This is a genomic window from Pseudonocardia sp. EC080619-01 (assembly GCF_001420995.1).
Lineage (GTDB): Bacteria > Actinomycetota > Actinomycetes > Mycobacteriales > Pseudonocardiaceae > Pseudonocardia.
Genome location: NZ_CP012184.1, coordinates 468,811 through 490,448, shown reverse-complemented (window position 1 = coordinate 490,448; position 21,638 = coordinate 468,811). Strand labels below are relative to the sequence as shown.

The window sequence follows — 21,638 nt, the reverse complement described above, 5'->3', positions numbered from 1 at the left end:
GGGCACCGGTCGATCAGCCGGTGAAGCCCTTCTCGGTCAGCCAGTCACGGGCGACCGTGCGGGCGTCCTGACCCTCCGAGGAGACCTTGCCGTTGAGGCTCAGCATGGTCTGGTAGTCGAGGGCGGCCGCGATCGGCGCCATGACCTGGCGGATCGCCTGGTTCTGGTTGTAGGTCTCCTCGCGGACGATCGGGGCCGCGTTGTAGGTGACGTGGTACTTCTTGTCGTCGTCGAGGACCTTCAGGCCGAGACCGGGGATGCGGCCGTCGGTGGTGAACACCAGGCCGAACATGCAGTCGCCGTCCGTGGTGGCCTGGTAGATGGCGCCGGTGGCGAGCACGTCGAGCCGGTCACCGCCGACCTGGAAACCGTAGGTCTGCTGCAGGCCGCGCAGGCCGTCGTCGCGGGAGTTGTACTCGGTCTCCACGCAGACCTTGCCCGGCTTGCCCGCGTTGATGTACGCGGCCATGTCGGACAGCGTGTTCAGGTTCTCCTGCTGCGCCTTCTCACCGTTCACCGCGAAGGCGTAGGTGTTGTTGAAGTTCGCCTTGTCCAGCCACACGAGCTGGTTCTCCTGCAGGTCACGCTCGGAGACGAGGCGGTAGAGCTCGTTGTCGTCCGGGATGCGCTGGGTCTCCTTGAAGAAGGAGGCCCACGCGGTGCCGGTGTAGTCCCAGTAGATGTTGATGTCGCCGGACAGCAGGGCCTGCCGCGCGACGTCGGTGCCGCCGAGGTTGCAGCGCGGGGTGACGTTGCCGCCGACCGACTCCAGCGCGGCGACGGTGATCTCGCAGAGCACCAGCTGCTCGTCGAAGTTCTTGCCACCGACGATGTAGTTGACGCCCTCCAGGTTGCCGGCCTCGGCCAGCGACCCGCCGGAGGCCGATGGCCCGCTGGCGTCGAGGCCGCCACAGCCCGCGAGGGTCAGCGCGGTGACGGCGGCCATCGCCGTCATGGCGATGCGCCGGGATCGTCCGAATCTCACGTGTCCTCCAGGAAAGCGGTGGTGCGGGACGTCGAGTGGTGGAACGGGGTGGGCGGGCGTCGTCAGCCGGAGTTGCGGCGGACCGCGTACTCGGCGAGACCGGCCAGCCAGTCCACGATCAGGGCCAGGGCGGCGACGATGGCGGCGGCGACCAGGGTCCCGGTCGGCCTGCCGAGCTCGAGCATGCCCTTGATCGGCTCGCCGAGACCGCCGGCGCCGATGAAGGTGGCCAGTGCGGCGGTGCCGACGTTCAGCACGAGCGCGACCCGGACGCCGGCGACCATGACCGGCGTGGCCAGCGGGAGCTCGACCCGGATCAGGGTCTGCCGGGCCGACATCCCGATCCCGCGCGCCGCCTCGATCAGCGAGCGGTCGACCTGCTGGAGGCCGACGACGGTGTTGGTCAGCACCGGCAGCAGCGCGGCCAGCGCGAGCGCGACGACCGCGGTGGGCAGGCCCAGCCCGAGCGGCGAGAACGCCAGCAGCACGATCACACCGAACGCGGGCAGCGCCTGCATGAACCCGGCGCCCGCGAGCACCGGGCGCTGGATCCGGCCCGCGGCCGGCCGGCTGATCGCGATCCCGGCCGGGATCGCGATCACGATGACCACCAGGGTCGAGAGCCCGGTGAGGATCATGTGTTCCCAGAGCCGCACGGCCAGCGCCGCCGGGTTGATCACCGACTGCTCGACGGCGTCGAGGCCCTGGCTGCCCGCGTAGGCGAACACCCCGACCAGGCCGACGAGCGCGATCAGCGGGTTCGCGATGAGCGACTTGTCGAGCTTCGCCCGCTGCCGGCGCGGTGCGTCGGCGACGGCGGTGCCGCTCGCGGCCTCCGCGGCCGGGGCGCTCACGCCTGCCCCTTGGTCTTCAGGCCCTCGACGAGGTCCTTCCACCACAGGGCGCCCTGCAGCTTCTGCTCGTCGTCGACCACACCGACCAGCTCGGTCTGCGAGTCGAGCATGACGTCGACGGCGTCGTAGACCGTTCCGGAGTGCGGGACGGTGACCATCTTCGGCATCATCTCGGTGCCCGGCAGGTAGGCCCAGCGCGACGGCCTGCCCTCGGCGTCGGCCTCGTAGGTCGGTGCGCCGTTCCGCTCGCCGGTGCCGTCCAGCCCGACCGGCTGCAGCTCGAGCCGGGACAGCTCGAGCAGTGACAGCCGCCGTACCGCGGCGCCCGAGCCGACGAACTCGGCGACGAAGTCGTTCGCGGGATGGGTGAGGACGTTGTCCGGGGTGTCGTACTGCTGCAGCGTCCCGCCGGGGCCGAACACGGCGATCCGGTCACCCAGCTTCACCGCCTCGGACAGGTCGTGGGTGACGAAGCAGATCGTCTTCGCGATCTGCTTCTGCAGCTCCAGGAACTCGCCCTGGATCCGCTCACGGGTGATCGGGTCGATCGCCCCGAACGGCTCGTCCATCAGCATCACCGACGGGTCGGCGGCCAGGCCGCGGGCGACGCCGACGCGCTGCTGCTGCCCGCCGGACAGCTGGCGCGGGTAGCGGTCGCGGTAGTCCTTCGGCTCCATGCCGACCAGGTGGAGCAGCTCGTCGACCCGGGCGGTGATCCGGTTCCTGTCCCAGCCGAGGATCTTCGGGACGACGGCGATGTTGTCGCCGATGGTGAAGTGCGGGAACAGGCCCACCTGCTGGATGACGTAGCCGATCCGGCGGCGGAGCTCGTCGGCGTTCACCGCGGTGACGTCCTCGCCGTCGAGCATGATCCGGCCGGTCGTCGGCTCGATCAGCCGGTTCATCATCTTCAGCGTGGTCGTCTTGCCGCAGCCGGACGGTCCGATGAACATCGAGATGGTCCCCTCGGGGACCTCGAGGTTGAGCTCCTGGACGGCCGGGGCGGTCGCCTTCGGGTAGGTCTTGCTGATGCCTTCGAGGGCGATCATCGGCTTGCCGGAATCAGACACGGATCCCCCTCGGGGTGGTGAAACGCTGCACGAGCCAGAACACGAGTTCGTAGACGGCAGCCACGACGAGGCAGCCGAGCGTGGCCGCCAGAACCTGGTTGAAGGAGTTGACCGAGCCCAGCCGCTGCAGGCCCAGGAGCAGCGAGGAGCCGAACCCGGGGCCGTTGATGGCGCCGGCGACGACCGCGATCCCGATGATGATCAGGACGGCGACCCGGATGCCGGACAGGATGACCGGCCAGGCCAGCGGGAGCTGGATGGACAGCATCCGGCGGACCGGGCCCATGCCCATCCCGCGGGCGGACTCGAGCACCGCGTCGTCGACCGAGGAGAGCCCGGCGACGACGTTGCGCAGGATCGGGTAGACGGCGTAGATGGTGAGTGCGGTCAGCGACGGCGTCGCACCGAGCCCGAGCACCGGCTGCAGCAGGCCGAACAGCGCCAGAGACGGCACGGTCAGCGCCGCCGAGCTCACGATCAGCAGGCCCTCCCGCGTCCCGACCCGCATCGGCTTGCTCCAGCTGTCCGGGGTCAGCCGGTTCGTGTGGAGCACCATCCCCGCGAGGAGGGCGAAGACGGCGGCGATTCCGACGGCAATGGCGACCAGCAGAAAGTGCTGCTGGCCGTAGAACACCAACTGGTTCAGTTGTGATCCGACGTAGGTGAAGAAATCCACCGTGCTCCTTCCGCCCGGTTCCGACCTCCGCCGAGCGGCTCAGGCCGACCGGTTCGCACTGCACCGTTCGTCGGAACGTTCGCCGGTGAGGGCCACCGGCGTTACACCGTCCGAACGTGGCGGCCGAGATCGGACCGCACTGGCTGCCCCCGGTACGACCTGCGATGACCCGTCGCCGGAGGGAGCCTAGCCGGAACAGGGGAGCCGGGTAAGCCGAACGAGCGTCTCGGTGATGTCACGGTGACCGTTTCGAGAAACGTTTCGTGGAACTGTCGCCGCAGGTCGTCGGCACCGTGACGGTTCCGTCCGCAACCGCGCCGGAAAACGGCGGATACGTAATTGTGACCTTCGGTGTCGGGTTCGTCGCACCGCTCGGCCACGCGGGGTACCCCGTCCGGTGCACGCGGTTACGGCGGACAGACGACCGGTTCGGCCGGGGCGTGCCCGTCGAGGAGGGCACGGTCGACGACCGCGGTCACGCACGGGGTGCGGGGATAGGCGCCGGTGCCCGCGCCCTCCCAGCGCACCACCCGGCCGTCGCCGAGCTGCTCGGCGGTGCGCTCGGCGCCGCTCTGCGGGGCCCGCGGGTCCTGCGCGGTGCCCAGCACGACGACCGGCGGCAGGGTGCCGGTGCGCGGCGCCGCCGGAGCGGCCGACCCACCGGGCGGCCACGGCCCGCAGGCGACCAGCTCCTGGGCCGCGGCGACGCCGAACAGCGGGAACCGGCCGGCCCACTGCCCGGCCAGGTCGGCGCCCTCGCCAGGGGTGACCCGGACCCGGCTGTCGTTGCAGCTGGTGGCGAGCGCGGCGTCGAAGCGCCCGAGCGGCCCGGCCGGTGCGCTCGCGCCGGCCCGCAGGATCCGGTCCAGACCGGTGGCGTCACCGCCGTCGGCGGCGGCCAGCGCGGACTGCAGCTCCGGCCAGCGCGACGGCTGGGACAGTGCCGAGCGGATCGCCCGCACGGTCGCGCCCGCGGTGACGGCGTCGCCGTCGCCGACGGGGAGGGCGACGCGCGAGAGCCGGTCGACCAGCCCCCGCACGGTGGCCCGCGGGTCCGGGCCGAGCGGACAGTCCGCGCCCGCGAGGCAGGCCGTCGCGAAGGCGTCGAACGCGGCCTCCGCGGCACCGGTGGTGGTCTCGGTGCGCACCGGGTCGTCGAGGGTCGGGTCGCCGGGGCCGTCGAGGACGACGCGGCCCACCGCGTCCGGGTGCCGGGCGGCCCAGTCGGCGACCGCGTCGGCGCCGTCACCGACGCCGACGACGTTCAGCCGGGCGAGCCCGAGCGCGCCGCGCAGCGACTCGACGTCGTCGGCGGAGCTGTCGGCCCGGTAGCTGGTCAGCGTGCCGGACAGGAGCAGGTAGCAGTCCTGGACGATCGAGCGGGAGCGCTCCAGCAGGGCGGTCATCGCCCGCTCGTCGCGCCGGTCGGGGCCGGCGTCGAGCAGGGCGGTGCGGGCGTCGGCCGGCGCGCAGTCCAGCAGGTCCTCGCCGGAACCCCGGCGGTCCATCCCGATCACCTGGTAGCGCGTCAGCACCTCATCCGGGAGCCGCGCGGCCAGCGTGGCAGCGGCACCCGAGGATCCGTCGACGCCGGTGTCGCCGAGCACGACGAGCACGGGCAGGTCGGCGGGGGCGCCGGGCGTGGTCACCCGGGTCAGGCCGAGCCGGGTGGGGCCGAGGTCCGGCCGGTCCCGGTCCGCGGGGACGGTGAGCCTGCTGCAGCCGGCCGCCAGCGCGCGCCCGGCCGGGACCGGGGTGCCGGACGCCGCCTGCTCCCCGAGGACCGCGGCCGTGCAGTCGGTGAAGGTGGGCCCGGCACGCAGCGGCTCGGTCCCGGGCAGCAGGTTCGGGTCACCGGGCGGCCCGGCGGCCGCGGGCGGGGGAGTGGCGGGCAGCAGCTCGCCGCGGACGGCGACCGGCGGGCGCTGGGACGGGCCGACCGCGCAGCCGGCGAGCAGCGCCAGCGCCAGCAAGAGGACGAGCCCGGCGAGGCCGGTGCCGCCCGCGGGCCGCCGGTGACCGGGGTCGCCCGGCGGGCGACGGCCGTCCTGCTCGTGCCCCACCCGGAGTCCCCCGATCTCGTCGTCGCGCCGTGGAGAGTCTGCCCGGCGGGTGGTGAGGCTCGGGTGAGCCGGGTCAGCGGGCGGTCCAGCCGCCGTCCTGGCTCAGCGAGGAGCCGGTGATCGAGGCCGATGCCGGGCCCCACAGCAGCGCCGCCAGCTCGGCGGTCTCCGCGGGCTCGATCAGCCGCTTCACCGCCACCGGCGTCAGCATGATCTTCTCGACGACCTCGTCCTCGGAGATCCCGTGCGTGCGGGCCTGGTCGGCGATCTGCTTCTCGACCAGCGGGGTGCGGACGTAGGCCGGGTTGATGCAGTTGCTGGTGACACCGTGCTCGGCGCCCTCCAGCGCGGTCACCTTGGACAGGCCCTCGAGGCCGTGCTTGGCCGAGACGTAGGCCGACTTGTACGGCGAGGCGCGCAGCCCGTGCGCGCTGGAGATGTTGACGACCCGGCCCCAGCCGCGGGCGTACATGTGCGGCAGCGACCGCCGGATCAGCCGGAACGGCGACTCGAGCATCAGCCGCAGGATCGCCGAGAACGTGTCGGGATCGAACTCCTCCAGCCGGGAGACGTGCTGGCGGCCGGCGTTGTTGACCAGGACGTCGATGTCGCGGGGGAGCTCCTCCACGGCGTCGAGGTCGGACAGGTCGTAGGTGTGCGGGATGATCCGGTCGCCCCCGGCGGCCAGCTGCTCCAGCTTCGCGGCGTCGAGGTCGACCGCGTGCACGGTGGCGCCGTCGGCGACCAGGCGACGGGCCACGGCGGCCCCGATCCCGCTGCCCGCGCCGGTGACCAGAGCCGTCGTGCCGTCCAGCAGTGCGCTCATGGCCCGACCGTACGGCGACCGGCGGACCCGCCCGCTGTGAAGCGGATCACGCCGGTGCGCCGGACCGGTCAGGACACCCGCGGGCCGGAGTCCCGGCGGGCCGAGTCGAGCTCCAGCCGGACGGCGACGGGGAGGTCGGCCAGGCCGAGCGCGTCGCGCACCTGAGGCAGGACCTCGGCGTCGAGCCGGCGGCAGATCTCGGCGACCTCGGTGTCGGCGACGTCCTCGTCGACCCACACGGTCGCCCGCACCGCGGGGCGGGCGGCGCTGCCGACCATCCGGGCGCGGGCCCGGGTGACGCCGGGGAGCGCGTCGGCGCCGTCGGCGACCGCGTCGGCCGCCGCGGAGGAGCTGATCCGGATCCGGGTGCCCTCGCCCCCGTCGAGGACCAGGTCCGGACGGGTCTCGGGGCGCAGCGACCGCGCGGTCCACAGCAGCCCGAGCACGAGCAGCAGCAGGCCCACGACGATCGTGACGGCCCGGACCGCGGTGACGTTCGCCAGCAGGAACTGCTCGACGAGCGGGTCGAACACCGGCCGCTGCGGCCGGTTCTCCCCGAACACCCCGTTGACGAGCAGGACGGTCAGGACGCCCGCCGCCAGCAGCACGAGGCCGAGCAGGGTGAGCCCCCACCGGGCGCCGCCCGCCGAGCGGTACTGCGCCCTGCGGGCGTCCTTCGCGGCGCGGCGCGGGTTGCCCGGGGCGACCGGACGGGTGCCGGCGTCCGACGGCTGGGGGCCACCGGTCGTCGGCGCCGGGGTGGTGTCGGCGGCCATCTCAGTGCACTCCCTTCGTCGAGGCCGGACGGTCCGGCGCGGTGCGCACGCTCAGCCGGGGCCTGCGGGCCAGCGGCAGTGCGTCGAGCACACCCTTCGCGGCCGTGTCGGCCTCGGACCGGAGCTCGCCGGCGTCGCCCCGGCCGCCGGCCCGGACGACCACCGACGTCGCCGACGCGGTGACCGTGGCCCCGGTGACCGGGTCGAGGGCGCGCACCCGGCTGCCGACCAGGCGGGCCAGCACCCGCGGTGCGGTCGCGACGGTCAGCCCCGGCGAGGGCGAGGTGAGGGCCACGTCGTGCCGGCGGGCGAGCAGCCCGACGACCAGCAGCACCACACCGACGACGATCGCGGCGACCGCGATCCAGAGCACCGGCGCGGCCGTCCAGAGGGTGGCCGTGCCGGTCGCCCACCAGTCCCGCCAGGGGACGAGCAGGCCGGCGCCGGACCCGGGGTCCACCCAGGCGGCGACGGCCTCGGTGACGATCAGTGCGCCGAGTGCGGCGACGGCCAGGCTGACCAGCGGCGCGAGGACGCGGAGCAGGACACGCATCGCGTGTCACCTGCCTTTCTGGTGGGTCGGGGGCGCGGTCACTGCACCCGGGCGGTCTCCGGCGAGGCGGACCGGTCGGACTGCAGGGCACCGATCTCGACGGTGAAGCGGTGGAGCCGGTGCCCGGTCATCCGCAGCAGGTCGGCGGCGATCCGCTCGCGGACCTGGGCGACGGCCGCCCGGACGGGGCCGGGGTAGACGAGGGTCAGCCAGAGCCGGACGTCGATCTCGTCGCCGGTCCGTGCGGTCACCCGGGCGCTCGGCCCGGACTCGCCGACGCCGAGGCCGGCGACCCGCCGGGTGCGGTGCCGGGTGGCGGGCGCGGTGTCGGCGGCGTACTCGACGATCTTGCGGAGGACCGACGGGTCGACGTCGAGGGAGCCGCGTTCGTCCGGCTCGGCGAGGGCGGTCACCGGTCGCGGCCCCGGCCGAGGACGCCGCTGACGTCCAGCTCACCGTCGAGCACCCGCCCGACGACCAGGCCGATCGCACCGAGGACGAGTGTGAGGACGAAGAACAGGAACCCGCCGGTCGTGCCGGCGATGCCCAGCAGGAGACCTGCCAGCAGGCCGGTCTGGGTGGCGTTCATGGAAACCTCCGAGAGGTGTCGTTGTCGGGCCGGCCGGGACGGTCGACCCGGGTCCGCCTCTGGCGGCGGACGGTGCGGATGAGCGCGACCAGGACCCGGGTCGGCAGGGGCAGGTCCGGGACGATCTCGATCGGACGGTCGTAGCGGCTGTCGTCGCCGGCCGCGGCGTGGCCGCCGTCGCGCTCGCCGGGGGGCTGCCCGGCCAGCGCACGGAACCGGGCCAGCCCGGCCCGGAAGACCTCGGGGTCACCGCCGCGGTCGGGGTGGTGGGTGCGGACGAACGACCGGTACGCGGCGCGTTCCGAGGGCGTGAGCCCGCCGCGGGCGTCCCGACCGTCCATCCGTACCTCCACTTGCTGCGTCATGCGGTGCCGCCTCCGCCGGGGATCTCCACGTCGGAGACCGTGACGTCGATCGGCGCCCCGCCGACGAGCGGTGCGACGGTGCGGCGCAGAGCGGCGACGGTAGCCGGGATCGGCCGGTCGAGGTTCAGCACCACACCGATCTCCACCGGCTCGCCCGGTCCGCCGACGTGTACCCCGACCAGCCGGCGCCCCGGCAGCCAGGTCGCGACGGCGCCGAAGACGCCGCCGTCGAGCCGGACCACCGACGGGTGCGCGGTGACCGCCCCGGCGACCAGCTCGGCGAGCGTGGCCGGGTCCGGGTCGCGCTCCGCCTCGGCCGCGACCGCGGCGGCACCGGGCGACCCGGTGACGACCGCGGCGGGGGACTCGGGGGAGGGGTCCGGCACGGTCACTCCACGACGCGGCCGGTCGGGGCGGGCGCCGCCGGCGCCTCGTCCTTGTCGTCGTCCTCGGACGCGAGGTGGATGTCGTTCACCGAGATGTTGACCTCGATGACCTCGAGCCCGGTCATCCGCTCGACTGCGCCGATCACGTTGCGCCGGACCGCCTTGGCGAGCTCGGCGATGGACACGCCGTACTCGACGACGAGGTCCAGGTCGACGGCCGCCTGCTTCTCGCCGACCTCGACGGCGACGCCGGCGACGTTGGACGCGCCGGTCGAGCCGCCGCCCGGGATGCGCTCGCGCAGCGCGCCGAACGCGCGGGAGGCGCCCGAGCCCATGGAGTGGACGCCCGACACCTCGCGGGCGGCGATCCCGGCGATCTTCTGCACGACCGAGGCGGCGATCGAGGTCTTGCCCTGGCCGGTGTCGTCGCCGATCTTGGCCGGACCGGCGCCGGAGGTGGTAGCCGGAGTGCTGCTGGTCATGTCGTCTCCTCTCGCGGACGGCGGGCCCCTGGGGCCGTGTGCCGTGCCGCCGGTCGTCGTGCGGTCACCCGTGTGATGCCCGGACCGGCGGATTCCTCACGCGAGTTCACCCGTTCGGCGGGTGACCCTCCCTGATGTAGTGCAGGAGGAGGGTGCCGTCGTCGGCCTGACGGCTGCCCGCCGGCCGCAGCGACCGGGCCGGTCCCGCGACCGGGCCGCTGGCGATCCGCCCGGCGGGACCGCCGACGAGGACCGGTACGAGGGTCAGTCGCAGCTCGTCGACGGCGTCCGCGGCGACCAGGGCACCGAGCAGCGTCGGACCGCCCTCGCAGAGCACGTCGTGCAGCCCGCGCCGGCCGAGCTCGGCCAGCAGCGTCGCGGGGGCGAGATCGGGCAGGACGGCCACGTCGGCGCCGGCGGCGGACAGCGCGGCGCGGCGGTGCGCGGGGGCGTCCGCGGTGGTGAGCACGATCGGCGCAGTGACGGTGTCGGTGAACAACGCCGCGTGCGGGTCCAGATCGGCCGATCCGGTGACGACGGCGACCGGTGGCGGCGGCCCGGGGTCCGGCTCCCCGGGGCCGGCCCGGCGCGGCCGGACACCGCGGTAGTCCTCGTCGCGCGCCGTGCCGGCTCCGACCAGGACGACGCCGGTGGCCCGCCGCAGTGCGCGGAACAGCTCGCGGTCGGCCGGGGTGCTCAGCCCCTGCGATCCCCGCCCGCCTGCGGTGACCGCCCCGTCGAGGGAGGACACCATGATCGCGGTCACCCGGGGCTGCGGCGGCATCGGCCGAGCATGCCGGGTGTGACGGGCCTGTGACCGACGGGGTGTTCTGCGGTAGGGCAGCCTCACTTATGGTGAGCGGAGCCGCACCGGACGGGTGCGTGCGTGGACGAACGACGTGCAGGAGGACCGCAGTCAGGTGAACGCGATCCCCGTCCGGTCCCGCTCCACCGGGGCGCCCGCCCCGCCGAAGCGCTCGCTGCGGCGCCGGCGCCTGACCGGCCTCGCCCTGCTCGCCGGCGCCCTGGTCGTCGCGGTGCTGGCGAGCATCGCCATCGGGACCAAGGTCATCCCCGTGAACGAGGTGTTCTCCGCCCTGTTCGCGCCGACCGGCTCCGAGAACGACGTGGTGATCCGCTCGCTGCGGATCCCCCGCACGCTGCTCGGCCTGCTGGTGGGCGTCGCGCTCGGCCTCGCCGGTGCGCTGGTGCAGGGCTTCACCCGCAACCCGCTCGGTGACCCCGGCCTGCTCGGCGTGAACGCCGGCGCAGCCTTCTTCGTCGTCTGCGGGATCTACCTGTTCGGTGTCACCAGCCTGTTCGGCTACGTCTGGTTCGCCTTCGCCGGTGCGCTCGTCGCCAGCGTGACGGTGTTCGTGGTCGGGACCCGGGCGCCCGGCGGGGCGACCCCGGTGTCGCTCGCGCTCGCCGGCGCCGCGGTGACCTTCCTGCTGCAGGCGTTCACGTCGTCGATCGTGCTGCTCGACGAGACCAGCCTCGACGCCTACCGGTTCTGGGTGGTCGGCTCGCTCGCCGGGCGGGACGCGGCCGTGGGCGGCCAGGTGGTCTGGTTCATCGTCATCGGCGTGGTGCTCGCGCTGGCCAGCGCGCCCGCGCTGAACGCGCTGTCGCTGGGCGACGACGTCGCCACCTCGCTGGGGCACTCGGTGCGCCGGACCCGGATCGTCGGCGTCGTCGCGATCACCCTGCTGGCCGGGGCCGCGACCGCGGCCTGCGGCCCGATCACCTTCCTCGGGCTGATCGTGCCGCACGTGGTCCGTGCCTTCACCGGGCCCGACCACCGGTGGCTGCTGCCGGCCTCCGCGCTCGCGGGAGCGGTGCTGCTGTTGCTGGCCGACGTCGTGGGACGGGTCGTGGCCCGCCCCGGGGAGCTGCAGGTGGGCATCGTCGTGGCACTGATCGGCGGACCGTTCTTCATCGCGCTCGTGCGCCGCCGGAAGCTGGGGGCGGTGTGAGCGCCCCCGCCGAGGTCCGCGAGCCCGAGGCCCCGGCGGTCGCGGGGCGCCGCCCGCTGCGGGTCGGCCGGTTCTCCGGCGTCCTGCGCCCGCGCCCGCTGATCGTCCTGGCGGTGACGGCGGCGGTGCTGCTGCTCGCCGCCGCCGCCAACATGGGCCGCGGCGACTACCCGATCGCCATCACCGATGTCCTCGCCACGCTGTTCGGCGGTGGCGACGCCGGCCAGCAGCTGGTCGTGCTGGAGCTCCGGCTGCCGCGCACGCTGACCGGCGCGCTGGTCGGCGGGGCGCTCGCGGTGTCGGGCGCGATCCTGCAGTCCGTCGCACGCAACCCGCTCGCCAGCCCGGACATCATCGGCGTCCAGTGGGGTGCGGGTGCCGCCGCGGTGTTCGTGATCGTGCTCGGCGGCGGGGCCGCCGGGGCCGCCGGGGTCGGTGGCTGGTTCGCCTCGCTCGGCATCCCGCTCGCGGCGCTGCTCGGCGGACTCGTCAGCTCGACCCTGGTCTACGTGCTGGCCTGGCGCCGCGGCATCCAGGGCTACCGGCTGGTGCTGATCGGCATCGGCATCCAGGCGGTGCTCGTCGCGGCCGTGCAGTGGCTGCTGACAGTGGCGCAGATCTACCAGGCCGCGCAGGCCCAGGTCTGGCTCAACGGCAGCCTCAACGCCCGCAGCTGGAACGAGGTCGTCCCGCTCTCGATCGCGATGGCGGTCCTCGTGCCGCTGGCGCTGGTCCTCGCCCACCAGCTCGGCGGCCTGCGGTTCGACGACGACACCGCGCGCGGCATCGGGATCCGGGTGAACCACGCCCGCACCGGGCTGCTGTTCGTGGCCGTCGGTCTCGCGTCGGTGGCGACGGCGGCCGCGGGCCCGATCGCGTTCGTCGCGCTGGTGTGCCCGCAGATCGCCCGCCGGATCTGCCGGGTCGGCAGCCCGCCGCTCGCGGTCTCGCTGGTGCTCGGCGCCGCGCTCACCGTCACCGCGGACCTCATCGCCCGTACCGCGCTCGGCTCCGTCGAGCTCCCGGTCGGCATCGTCACGGCGGTGCTCGGTGCGCCGTACCTGTTGTTCCTGCTCGCCCGCGCCCGTCAGGAGGCCCGCGCATGACCGCGTATCTGGAGGACCGGACGACCACCCAGGGCGCCCCGGTCGAACCCGGGGTCGTCCGGCTCCGCGCCGACGGGGTCAGCCTCGGCTACGGCGACCGCACGATCGTCGAGGACCTCGACCTCGACGTGCTGCCCGGGCGGGTCACCACCGTGATCGGCCCGAACGGCTGCGGGAAGTCGACCGTGCTCCGCGCACTGGCCCGGCTGCTTCCGGCCCGCTCCGGGCAGGTGCTGCTCGACGGCAAGCGGATCGACCAGACCCCGACCAAGGAGGTCGCGCGGGTCCTCGGTGTGCTGCCGCAGTCGCCGCTGGCCCCCGAGGGCCTGACCGTCGGCGACCTGGTCGCCCGCGGGCGGCACCCGCACCAGGCCTGGTACCGCCAGTGGTCCGGCGACGACGAGCGCGCCGTCGCCGACGCGCTGGCCTGGACCGGGCTCGAGGACCTCGCCGACCGCCCGGTCGACGAGCTGTCCGGCGGTCAGCGCCAGCGGGCGTGGATCTCCATGGCGCTGGCCCAGGAGACCGACCTGCTGCTCCTCGACGAGCCGACCACGTTCCTCGACCTGGCCCACCAGGTCGACGTGCTGGAGCTCGTGCGGCGGCTGCAGTCCGAGGGCGGGCGCACCGTCGTCATGGTGCTGCACGACCTGAACCTGGCCGCCCGCTACGCGGACCAGCTGGTCGCCATGAAGGACGGCCGGATCGTCGCCGCGGGGACGCCGTCCGAGGTGATCACCGAGGAACTCCTGGCCGAGGTGTTCGGGCTGCGTGCCCGGGTCATCCCGGACCCGGTGACCGGCACCCCGCTCGTCGTGCCCGACGCCGGGCCGTCGCTGCGGGCCCCGGAGCCGGTCGCCGAGCACTGAGGGGCAGGATCGGCGGGTGACCCACGACGACCGGCCGCCCCACCTCGCGACGCGTGCGGTGCACGCCGGAAACGACGTCGACCCCGGCACCGGCGCGATCCGGCGTCCGATCGTCGCCGCGAACTCCTACGCGCTGCCCGAGGACCCGTCCGACCTGGACTGGTCGGGCACCACCACCCGGCTCTACACCCGCAACGGCGGGGCGAACCAGGGCTGGCTGGAGGACAAGCTCGTCGCCCTGGAGGACCCCGCCGGGGCGGTGCCGGGCGGCTGCGCCGCCGTCGCGCTGGCGTCCGGTGTGGCGGCCCTGCACGCGGTGTTCTTCACGTTCCTGCGCTCCGGCGACCACGTCGTCAGCTCGGACGTCACCTACGTCGCGACCCACCGGCTCCTGACCGAGCTGCTCCCGGACCGGTACGGGATCACCGCGACGCTGGTGGACTCCTCCGACCCGGGGGCGGTGCGGGCGGCGATGCGGCCCGGGACCCGGCTCGTGCACGTCGAGACCCCGGCGAACCCGACGACCCGGATCGCCGACGTCGACGCCGTCGCCGCGGTCGCGCACGCCCACGGCGCACTGCTCTCGGTGGACGCCACGTTCGCCACACCGGTGCTGCAGCGCCCGCTCGAGCGCGGAGCCGATCTCGTCGTCCACTCGCTGACGAAGTACGTCAACGGGCACGGCGACGCGATGGGCGGCGCCGTGCTGGGGGCGCGCGAGCTGGTGGACCGGATCCGGGCGGACGCGATGGTCGACGCCGGGGGAGTGATCAGCCCGTTCAACGCCTGGCTGATCGCGCGCGGCGCGGTGACCCTGCCGATGCGGATGCGGGCGCACTGCGAGAACGCTCTGGTCGTGGCCCGGTTCCTGGAGTCGGAGCCGCGGGTCGCCTACGTCGCCTACCCGGGCCTGGCGTCGCACCCCCAGCACGAGCTGGCCGCCCGCACCCTCGACGGCGGATTCGGCGGGATGCTCGCCTTCGCCCTCGACGGGCCGCCGGAACTGCAGAACCGCTTCGTCGCGCACCTGCGGGTCATCACCTCGGCGGTGTCGCTCGGGCACGACGAGTCGCTGGTCGTGCACGTCGGCGCCGGCTCCGAGGGCCGGGCCGCGCACTTCCCGCCGGACTTCCGGCGCCTCGGGCACCTGCGGCTCTCGGTCGGGCTGGAGGACCCGCGGGATCTCGTGGCCGATATCGGGCAGGCGCTGGCGCGCCTGTGAGTGGAAAAGCGGGTCCAGGCCCACTTTTCCACTCACGAGCCCTACCCGATCAGCGACCGGCCGATGATCTCCTTCATGATCTCGTTCGTGCCGCCGTAGATCGCCTGGACGCGGGAGTCGACGAAGGCGCGGGCGATCGGGTACTCGAGCATGTAGCCGTACCCGCCGTGCAGCTGGACGCAGCGGTCGACGACCCGGTTCTGCAGGTCCGAGGTCCACCACTTCGCCTTCGCCGCGTCCGGGACGGACAGCTCGGACTCGACGTGCTGGCGGATGCAGCGGTCCACGAAGATCCGCGCGATCGAGGCCTCGGTGTCCATCTCGGCCAGCTCGAACCGGGTGTTCTGGAAGTTCGACACCGGACGCCCGAAGGCCTTGCGGTCCTTGGTGTACTCCAGCGTCATCCGCACCGCGGCCTCGGCGCCGGCCGCCGAGGCGACGGCGATCGACAGCCTCTCCTGGGCGAGGTTCTGCATCAGGTAGACGAAGCCCTGCCCGACCTCGCCGAGCCGGTTCGCGTCGGGCACCCGGACGTCGGTGAAGGACAGCTCCGCGGTGTCCTGCGCCTTCATCCCGACCTTCTTGAGCCGTCGGCCGCGCTCGAAGCCCTCCATCCCGCGCTCGACCACGAACAGGGTGAAGCCGAGGTGCTTGGCGTCCGGGTCGGTCTTCGCCACGACGATCACCAGGTCGGCGAGGATGCCGTTGGTGATGAACGTCTTGGACCCGTTGAGGATCCAGTCGCCGTCCGCGTCCTGCTTGGCGTTGGTGGCGATGCCCTGCAGGTCGGATCCGGTGCCGGGCTCGGTCATCGCGATCGCGGTGATCAGGTCACCGGAGCAGAACCCGGGCAGCCAGCGCTGCTTCTGCTCCTCGTTCGCGAGCCGCAGGAAGTAGGGCTGGACGACGTCGTTGTGGAGCGGGAACCCGATCCCGCTGGTCCCGGCGGCGACGATCTCCTCGTCGAGGACGGCGTTGTAGCGGAAGTCGTCGACCCCGCCGCCGCCGTACTCCTCGGGGACCCCCATGCCGAGCAGGCCCGCGGCGCCCGCGGTCCGCCAGATCTCCCGGTCGACCTGTCCTTCCTCCTCCCACCGGTCGTGGTGGGGGAGGATCTCCTTCGCGATGAAGGTGCGGCACAGGTCCCGGAACGCGTCGTGTTCGTCGTCGAAGATGTCGCGCTGCATGGTCGGGAGTCTCACATACCGGCCGGTAACCCACGGCGTCCTCGCGGGCCGACGGTGACCCCCGCGTGCCGTAGGGTGCGCCCGTGCACTTCGTCGACGCCGTCGCCAACGTCTGGGACCGGACGGTCGTCGGGCATCTCGCCGATCTCGAGCGGATGCCGCGGGAGGCGCTCGTCGGCTCGCCGTCGGCGATCCTCTACCGCTACCGGCCGCTGTCCGGTGTGGACCCCTCGCCCGGGGCACCGGTCCTGCTGGTGCCACCGCTGGGTGCGCCCGACTTCGCCTACGACCTGCGGCGCGGCTGCTCGCTGGTCGAGCACCTCCTGCTCCAGGGCCGCAGCGTCTACCTGATCGACTACGGGCCCAAGTCCTTCTCCGACCGCTCGCTCGGCATGGAGCACTGGGTCGACGAGCTGCTCCCGGCGACGATCCGGGAGATCGCCGCGAGCGAGGGCGACGACGTCCATCTGGTCGCCTGGTCGCTGGGCGGCATCTTCGCGTTGCTGACGGTCGCCGCCGCGGTGCGGGAACGGTCACCACTGCCGGTGCGGAGCGTGTCCGCGATCGGGACGCCGGTCGACATCTCCCGGGTGCCGCTGGTGGCGCCGCTGCGCCCGCTCGCCCAGGTCACCGGCGGCCGGCTGATCTCCTCGATCTACAAGGGGGTCGGGAGCTTCCCGGCGCCGGTCGTGAGCTGGGCGTTCCAGCTGACCGCCGTCGACAAGCTGGTGACCCGGCCGCTCGCCGTCCTGTCCCGGATCGACGACCGCGACTGCCTGGCCCAGATCGAGGCCGTCGACCACCTGATGAACAACATGCACGGCTATCCCGGCCGCGTGTTCGGGCAGATCTTCCACCTGCTGCTGCGCAGCAACGACCTCGCGTCCGGCGGGCTGCGGCTGGCCGGGCGGGACGTCGAGCTGTCCGACGTCGACGTGCCGGTCCTCGTCGTCGCCGGGCGGGACGACGTGATCGCGCCGCTCAAGGCCGTCCGCGGCGCGGTGCCGCTGCTGTCGGGGAGTCCGGAGGTGCGGTTCTCGACGTCGCCGGGCGGGCACCTGGGTGTGCTCACCGGGCGTCGGGCCCGGGACACGACCTGGCCCGAGCTGGACCGGGCCCTGTCCGACTGGGACGGCCCCGCCGCCGACGAGCCGGACACCGCCACCAGCGCCTGACCCCACGACCGGCGCCGGACCCCGCCCCTCGCGGGCCGCCGCACCCGGGCCGGGGCCTGCAGCACCTGTCCCCGGCGGCCTCCGGCACCCCACGGCCGCCCGGCGCACCGTGTCGTGGCTTGTGGCACCCGTCGCGTGGGGTGCGGCGCACCGTGACCGGGTGCGCCGGGCGGTCGTGGGGTGCGGCGGCGAGGTGCGGCGGGGAGTCGGGTCGCGAGTCCGGCCCGCCGGCCCGCCGGTCGGCCGGTCGGCCGGTCGGCCGGTCGGCCGCAGAGCGTGCAGGGCATGAGCGAGCGGCTGCGGTCGATGCTCCCGTTTGCGCTTGACCGACTAGCTCACTAAGTGATTTAGTCACTTTATGAGCACGGGGGAGACGCTGTCCGAGCGCCTGGCCGACGACATCCTGCAGATCATCCGGGGTGAGGGTCTGGCGCCGGGGGACCAGCTGGCGTCGTCCCGGGACCTCGCGAAGCGGTTCGAGGTCACCACCCCGACCGTCCGCGAGGCGCTGCGCAGGCTGGAGGCCACCGGCGCGGTGGAGTTCCGGCACGGCTCGGGCACCTACGTCGGCGACGGCGTGGACCGGCGGCTCCTCGCCAACCCGCACCGGCCGCTCAGCACCCCGGGCACCGTGCTCGAACTGGTGGAGGCCCGGCTGGTCGTCGAACCGCCGATCGCCGCGGCCGCCGCCCGGACCCGCGACGCCGACGGCCTGCGGTTGCTGACCGACAGCGTCACCAACGCGCTGCACCCGCCGCGGGGCGACCTCCGCCCGGCGGTGCACTTCCACGTCGCGCTCGCCGCCACCAGCGGCAACGCGCTGCTGCGGGAGACGGTCGAGGCGTTGCTGCACGTCCGGGCGCGGGACCAGATCGAGATCCGGCACCGCTACGACGACCGCGAGCGCGACCACGCCGAGCACGTCGAGCTGCTGGAGGCGGTCCGGGACGGCGATCCCGCCCGGGCCGAGCGCCTCACCCGGCAGCACCTCGAGTCGATCGCCGCGGCGGTGCGCGCATGAGCACCCACCGGCTCGCGGAGATGACGACCACCGAGGCGGCGGCCGCGGTCGTCGACAGTCCGGTCGTGCTCGTCCCGGCGGGGGCGTTCGAGCAGCACGGCCCCGGCCTGCCGCTCGCGACGGACCTGGTCCGGGCCGAGGCCGTCTCCGACCGGGTCGCGCAGCGGCTCGGCGGGCGCGCGGTGATCGGGCCGTCGCTGCCGGTGGGCGTCTCACCGCACCATCTCGCGTTCGCCGGGACGGTCAGCCTGTCCACCGCCACGTTCGCCGCGGTGCTGGGCGACTACGTCGACGGCCTCTACCGGCACGGCTGGCGCAGGATCCTCGTCGTCACCGGGCACGGCGGGAACGACGCGACGCTCGGGACGGTCGCGCAGGACCTGCTCGTCACCCGGCCCGACCTGCAGTTCGCGTGGAGCCCCCTCACCCCGCTCGCCGCGGACGTGGTCGCGGCGTCCGGCCCGCCGGAGGTCTCCGGGCACAGCGGGCAGGCCGAGACGGCGCAGATGCTGGCGGTGGCACCGCACCTGGTGCACACCGACCGTCTGGTCGCCGGGACGACCCGGCTCTCCGAGCTGGACGCGCTGGGCGGGCTGGCCCGGTGGCGCGGCGGTCCGAAGCTCACCGTGGGCTACGACCGCCTGTCCGGCAGCGGGGTCCTCGGCGACCCCCGCCGGGCCGATCCGGAGCACGGCGAGGCGATCGTCACCGCGATCGTCGACCGGATCACCGACTTCGTCACGGCCTGGCTGAAGGCCTGACGCCCACCCTCCGACCAGGAGCCACCAGCACTCCGACACAGCACTCCCGCACCGCGGGGCGTCGTCCGGCGTCCCGCCGAGCCGCCCTGCCCCGGCGCGACCGGGCGGGGACGACCACCGGCCGTCGACGACGCCGTCCGAAGGGGACCAGCATGTCCGGAACGACCCGACCACGACGCCTGTGCGGCGCGGTGGCCACCCTGGCCGCGGTCGCGACCTGCCTGACGATCGGCGCCGGGACCGCTGGCGCCGCCCCGGCCGGCGCGGCGGACGACCCGGCCACGCCGGGCGGCACGGGCTGCGGCAGGCCCGCCCCGCAGCAGCCCGGCACCACGGCCGTCCGCACGACGGCGAGCGGCGGTCTCGACCGCTCCGTCCGCGTCCACCTGCCCGAGGACTACTCGCCGGACCGCGCCTGGCCACTCGTCCTGGTCTTCCACGGCCGCGGCAACAGCGGCGCCGAGACGGAGGGCTTCTCCGGGCTGTCCGGGCTCCCGGCTGTCGTCGCCTACTCCGACGGCGTCCCGGGCGGGGAGGGCAAGCGGTCCTGGCAGGGCGCGCCGTACTCCGCGCCCGGGGTGGACGACGTCGCCTTCACCGGCGACCTGATCGACGACCTCGGCGCCGACCTGTGCCTCGACGACGACCGGACCTTCGCGACCGGCAAGTCCAACGGGGGCGGCTTCACCGAGATCCTCGCCTGCCGGCTGCCGGACCGGATCGCGGCGATCGCCCCGGTGGCGGGCGCGTACTACCGGGCGGGTGAGCCGCCGTGCGACCCCGGCCGCCCGGTCCCGGCACTGTTCGTGCACGGCACCGGTGACGCGACGATCCCCTACACCGGCGACGTCGGCCGCGGCCTGCCCGCGATCCCGGACACGGTCGCCGGGTGGGCCCGCCGCGACGGCTGCGACCCCGTCCCCGCGACCCGGCGGATCGAACCGGACGTGACGGTGCAGCGCTTCGACGGCTGTGACGGGGGAGCCCGGGTCGGGCACGTCGCCGTCGACGGCGGCGGGCACACCTGGCCGGGCGCGACCGCGTACTCCGGCGGTGGGACGACCACGCAGACGGTCCGTGCGACGGACCTGATCGGCGCGTTCTTCGGGCTGGGCCGGTCGTGAGCGCCCCGCTGGAGGAGGCCCGCGACACCGGGTCGGCGGAACTGCCCCGCATCGTGCGGGCGATGGCCGTCGTCGAGCGGGTCGGCAACGCGCTCCCGCACCCGTTCTGGCTGTTCTGGGTGCTGTCCGCGATCCTCGCCGTGATCAGTGCCGGGCTCGCCGCCGCCGGGGTGTCGGTGATCGCGCCCGACGGCGAGCCGGTGGCCGTGCGCAACCTGCTCTCCGGTGACGGCGTCGCCATGGCCGTCTCGTCGATGATCGACAACTTCGCCGAGTTCCCGCCGATGGCCACGATCGTCACCGTGATCATGGGCGTCGCGGTCGCGGAGCGCAGCGGGCTGCTGGCCGCGGCGATGCGGGTCGGCGTGGCGCGGGTGCCGGCGTCGCTCGTGGTGTTCGCGGTCGCCTTCGCCGGGACCGTCGCGCACGTCGCGTCGGCCGCGGCCTACGTCATCCTGGTCCCGCTCGGCGGGCTCGCGTTCCGGGCGGTCGGGCGCTCGCCGATCCTCGGCATCGTCGTCGCCTACACCGCGATCGCGTCGGGCTACGACGCCAGCCCGGTCCCGACCCCCAACGACGCGATCTTCGCCGGGATCACCACCGCGGCGGCGCGGATCGTCGATCCAGCGGTGACGGTCTCGCCGGTGAGCAACTGGTTCTTCAACATCGCGTCGTCGCTCGTGCTGGCGGTGGTGATCACCCTGATGACCCGGCTGGTGCTGAGCAGGCGGCCCGACCTCGGCGTCGACCCGGACGCCCCGGACGACGACCTCGGCCGGCTCTCCCTGGAGCCCGCCGAGCGCGCGGCGCTGCACCGCACCGGCTGGGTGCTGCTGGGTGCGCTGGTCCTGCTGACGGCGGCGGTGCTGCCGTCGTCGTCGCCGCTGCGTGGTGCGGACGGGGGGATCGTCGAGTCCCCGCTGATCGAGGGCATCGGCGCGGTGATCGCGCTGCTGTTCGGCCTGCTCGGCATCGTCTACGGCCGCCGCGCCGGGACGATCACCTCCGCGGGCGACGTCCCGAAGCTGATGGCCGACGGCATCCGGCAGATGGCACCGGTGCTGGCGCTGTTCTTCGCGATCGCCCAGTTCCTCGCGTACTTCGACTGGTCGCACGTGGGGGACGTGCTCGCCGTCGTCGCCGCGGACGCCCTGCGGACCACCGGGATCCCGATCCCGGTCGTGTTCCTCATGGTGCTGGCCGTGCTCACCGTGGTGAACGTGATGGTCACCAGCGGCTCGGCGATGTGGTCGATCGCGGCGCCGGTGATCGTGCCGATGCTCATGCTGGTGCACGTCCCACCGGAGACGACGCAGGCGCTGTTCCGCATCGCCGACTCCGGCTCGACGGCGATCACCCCGATGAGCCCGTACTTCGTGATGGCACTGGGGTTCCTGCAGCGCTACCGGCGCAGCGCGGGGATCGGGACGCTCGCGTCGTACACGCTGCCGCTGGCCGTCGCGATGACGGCGGTCTGGACCCTGCTGTTCTTCACCTGGTGGGCGCTGGGGATCCCGCTCGGCCCGGGGGCTCCCGTGCGGTAGTCGAGGGGTCCGCACGGGCGGTGGCCCG

Annotated in this window: 24 protein-coding genes; 9 read left to right on the top strand and 15 right to left on the bottom strand. The window is 74.1% G+C overall.

What is annotated here, in order from left to right:
• Positions 1 to 13: 13 nt before the first annotated feature.
• The 14 genes from AD017_RS02255 to AD017_RS02190 form a co-directional block, all read right to left on the bottom strand.
• Complete coding sequence (locus AD017_RS02255; protein WP_029239897.1) at positions 14 to 985, bottom strand: glycine betaine ABC transporter substrate-binding protein; 972 nt, start codon at positions 983 to 985, stop codon at positions 14 to 16.
• A gap of 62 nt (positions 986 to 1,047) precedes the next feature.
• Positions 1,048 to 1,839, bottom strand: a complete 792-nt coding sequence (locus AD017_RS02250; protein WP_060572575.1) for an ABC transporter permease — start codon at positions 1,837 to 1,839, stop codon at positions 1,048 to 1,050.
• On the bottom strand, positions 1,836 to 2,909 hold the full coding sequence (locus AD017_RS02245; RefSeq protein ID WP_369821658.1) for an ABC transporter ATP-binding protein: 1,074 nt from the start codon (positions 2,907 to 2,909) through the stop codon (positions 1,836 to 1,838). Before AD017_RS02245 ends, AD017_RS02250 begins: the two co-directional genes overlap by 4 nt.
• Complete coding sequence (locus AD017_RS02240) at positions 2,902 to 3,585, bottom strand: ABC transporter permease (RefSeq protein WP_010240331.1); 684 nt, start codon at positions 3,583 to 3,585, stop codon at positions 2,902 to 2,904. The genes AD017_RS02245 and AD017_RS02240 overlap by 8 nt, the downstream gene beginning before the upstream one ends.
• A 407-nt stretch (positions 3,586 to 3,992) precedes the next feature.
• Entirely contained in the window at positions 3,993 to 5,648 is a 1,656-nt protein-coding gene (locus AD017_RS02235) for an alpha/beta fold hydrolase (RefSeq protein WP_060572573.1), read from the bottom strand.
• A 73-nt stretch (positions 5,649 to 5,721) separates the two neighbouring features.
• Complete coding sequence (locus AD017_RS02230; RefSeq protein WP_060572570.1) at positions 5,722 to 6,474, bottom strand: 3-hydroxybutyrate dehydrogenase; 753 nt, start codon at positions 6,472 to 6,474, stop codon at positions 5,722 to 5,724.
• A gap of 68 nt (positions 6,475 to 6,542) precedes the next feature.
• A complete protein-coding gene (locus AD017_RS02225) occupies positions 6,543 to 7,250 on the bottom strand; it encodes a hypothetical protein (protein ID WP_010240045.1) in 708 nt (235 codons plus the stop codon).
• Between the two features lies 1 nt (position 7,251).
• Entirely contained in the window at positions 7,252 to 7,803 is a 552-nt protein-coding gene (locus tag AD017_RS02220) for a DUF6286 domain-containing protein (protein ID WP_010240047.1), read from the bottom strand.
• A gap of 38 nt (positions 7,804 to 7,841) precedes the next feature.
• On the bottom strand, positions 7,842 to 8,216 hold the full coding sequence (locus AD017_RS02215; protein ID WP_060572568.1) for a hypothetical protein: 375 nt from the start codon (positions 8,214 to 8,216) through the stop codon (positions 7,842 to 7,844).
• A complete protein-coding gene (locus tag AD017_RS02210) occupies positions 8,213 to 8,392 on the bottom strand; it encodes a hypothetical protein (protein ID WP_060572567.1) in 180 nt (59 codons plus the stop codon). Before AD017_RS02210 ends, AD017_RS02215 begins: the two co-directional genes overlap by 4 nt.
• A complete protein-coding gene (locus AD017_RS02205; RefSeq protein WP_033200386.1) occupies positions 8,389 to 8,733 on the bottom strand; it encodes a hypothetical protein in 345 nt (114 codons plus the stop codon). Before AD017_RS02205 ends, AD017_RS02210 begins: the two co-directional genes overlap by 4 nt.
• 20 nt (positions 8,734 to 8,753) lie before the next feature.
• Positions 8,754 to 9,143: a hypothetical protein gene (locus AD017_RS02200; protein WP_227012638.1), complete on the bottom strand. Its 390-nt coding sequence runs from the start codon at positions 9,141 to 9,143 to the stop codon at positions 8,754 to 8,756.
• 2 nt (positions 9,144 to 9,145) lie between these two features.
• Entirely contained in the window at positions 9,146 to 9,625 is a 480-nt protein-coding gene (locus AD017_RS02195; RefSeq protein ID WP_010240060.1) for an Asp23/Gls24 family envelope stress response protein, read from the bottom strand.
• A 106-nt stretch (positions 9,626 to 9,731) separates the two neighbouring features.
• Complete coding sequence (locus AD017_RS02190) at positions 9,732 to 10,409, bottom strand: dihydrofolate reductase family protein (RefSeq protein ID WP_082399010.1); 678 nt, start codon at positions 10,407 to 10,409, stop codon at positions 9,732 to 9,734.
• 145 nt (positions 10,410 to 10,554) lie between these two features.
• Between AD017_RS02190 and AD017_RS02185 the strand changes: the two genes are divergently transcribed.
• From AD017_RS02185 to AD017_RS02170, 4 genes are read left to right on the top strand one after another with little or no spacing between them, the layout of a single operon-like run.
• Positions 10,555 to 11,601 (top strand): iron ABC transporter permease, encoded by a 1,047-nt coding sequence (locus AD017_RS02185; protein WP_050802507.1) that lies wholly within the window; start codon positions 10,555 to 10,557, stop codon positions 11,599 to 11,601.
• Positions 11,598 to 12,707 carry an iron chelate uptake ABC transporter family permease subunit gene (locus tag AD017_RS02180; RefSeq protein ID WP_060572565.1) on the top strand — a complete coding sequence of 370 codons (1,110 nt, stop codon included), beginning with the start codon at positions 11,598 to 11,600 and terminating at the stop codon, positions 12,705 to 12,707. The genes AD017_RS02185 and AD017_RS02180 overlap by 4 nt, the downstream gene beginning before the upstream one ends.
• Positions 12,704 to 13,576, top strand: a complete 873-nt coding sequence (locus AD017_RS02175; protein ID WP_060572563.1) for an ABC transporter ATP-binding protein — start codon at positions 12,704 to 12,706, stop codon at positions 13,574 to 13,576. Before AD017_RS02180 ends, AD017_RS02175 begins: the two co-directional genes overlap by 4 nt.
• Before the next feature lie 16 nt (positions 13,577 to 13,592).
• Positions 13,593 to 14,798 (top strand): PLP-dependent aspartate aminotransferase family protein, encoded by a 1,206-nt coding sequence (locus AD017_RS02170; RefSeq protein WP_060572557.1) that lies wholly within the window; start codon positions 13,593 to 13,595, stop codon positions 14,796 to 14,798.
• A 41-nt stretch (positions 14,799 to 14,839) separates the two neighbouring features.
• On the opposite strand, the gene AD017_RS02165 is transcribed toward AD017_RS02170, so the two are convergent.
• Positions 14,840 to 15,985, bottom strand: a complete 1,146-nt coding sequence (locus tag AD017_RS02165; protein WP_029239874.1) for an acyl-CoA dehydrogenase family protein — start codon at positions 15,983 to 15,985, stop codon at positions 14,840 to 14,842.
• A gap of 83 nt (positions 15,986 to 16,068) precedes the next feature.
• On the opposite strand from AD017_RS02165, the gene AD017_RS02160 reads away from it, so the two are divergent.
• The 5 genes from AD017_RS02160 to AD017_RS02140 all read left to right on the top strand — a co-directional run bounded on the left by AD017_RS02160 (position 16,069) and on the right by AD017_RS02140 (position 21,610).
• Complete coding sequence (locus AD017_RS02160; RefSeq protein ID WP_010240074.1) at positions 16,069 to 17,160, top strand: alpha/beta fold hydrolase; 1,092 nt, start codon at positions 16,069 to 16,071, stop codon at positions 17,158 to 17,160.
• Positions 17,161 to 17,518: 358 nt separating this feature from the next.
• Positions 17,519 to 18,181 carry a FadR/GntR family transcriptional regulator gene (locus tag AD017_RS02155; RefSeq protein ID WP_010240077.1) on the top strand — a complete coding sequence of 221 codons (663 nt, stop codon included), beginning with the start codon at positions 17,519 to 17,521 and terminating at the stop codon, positions 18,179 to 18,181.
• Complete coding sequence (locus AD017_RS02150) at positions 18,178 to 18,942, top strand: creatininase family protein (protein WP_060572556.1); 765 nt, start codon at positions 18,178 to 18,180, stop codon at positions 18,940 to 18,942. The genes AD017_RS02155 and AD017_RS02150 overlap by 4 nt, the downstream gene beginning before the upstream one ends.
• A gap of 152 nt (positions 18,943 to 19,094) precedes the next feature.
• Entirely contained in the window at positions 19,095 to 20,066 is a 972-nt protein-coding gene (locus AD017_RS02145) for a PHB depolymerase family esterase (protein WP_145982631.1), read from the top strand.
• A gap of 62 nt (positions 20,067 to 20,128) precedes the next feature.
• The gene (locus tag AD017_RS02140; RefSeq protein ID WP_227012886.1) at positions 20,129 to 21,610 is read left to right on the top strand and encodes an AbgT family transporter; all 1,482 of its coding nucleotides are present in this window, start codon (positions 20,129 to 20,131) and stop codon (positions 21,608 to 21,610) included.
• The last annotated feature ends 28 nt before the right edge of the window (positions 21,611 to 21,638 follow it).

Coding starts and splice junctions, on each gene's coding strand:
- AD017_RS02230 (WP_060572570.1), bottom strand. CDS start 6,474: ATGAGCGCACTGCTGGACGGCACGACGGCTCTGGTCACCGGCGCGGGC.
- AD017_RS02225 (WP_010240045.1), bottom strand. CDS start 7,250: ATGGCCGCCGACACCACCCCGGCGCCGACGACCGGTGGCCCCCAGCCG.
- AD017_RS02220 (WP_010240047.1), bottom strand. CDS start 7,803: ATGCGTGTCCTGCTCCGCGTCCTCGCGCCGCTGGTCAGCCTGGCCGTC.
- AD017_RS02210 (WP_060572567.1), bottom strand. CDS start 8,392: ATGAACGCCACCCAGACCGGCCTGCTGGCAGGTCTCCTGCTGGGCATC.
- AD017_RS02205 (WP_033200386.1), bottom strand. CDS start 8,733: ATGGACGGTCGGGACGCCCGCGGCGGGCTCACGCCCTCGGAACGCGCC.
- AD017_RS02195 (WP_010240060.1), bottom strand. CDS start 9,625: ATGACCAGCAGCACTCCGGCTACCACCTCCGGCGCCGGTCCGGCCAAG.
- AD017_RS02190 (WP_082399010.1), bottom strand. CDS start 10,409: ATGCCGCCGCAGCCCCGGGTGACCGCGATCATGGTGTCCTCCCTCGAC.
- AD017_RS02175 (WP_060572563.1), top strand. CDS start 12,704: ATGACCGCGTATCTGGAGGACCGGACGACCACCCAGGGCGCCCCGGTC.
- AD017_RS02165 (WP_029239874.1), bottom strand. CDS start 15,985: ATGCAGCGCGACATCTTCGACGACGAACACGACGCGTTCCGGGACCTG.
- AD017_RS02155 (WP_010240077.1), top strand. CDS start 17,519: ATGAGCACGGGGGAGACGCTGTCCGAGCGCCTGGCCGACGACATCCTG.
- AD017_RS02150 (WP_060572556.1), top strand. CDS start 18,178: ATGAGCACCCACCGGCTCGCGGAGATGACGACCACCGAGGCGGCGGCC.
- AD017_RS02145 (WP_145982631.1), top strand. CDS start 19,095: ATGTCCGGAACGACCCGACCACGACGCCTGTGCGGCGCGGTGGCCACC.
- AD017_RS02140 (WP_227012886.1), top strand. CDS start 20,129: ATGGCCGTCGTCGAGCGGGTCGGCAACGCGCTCCCGCACCCGTTCTGG.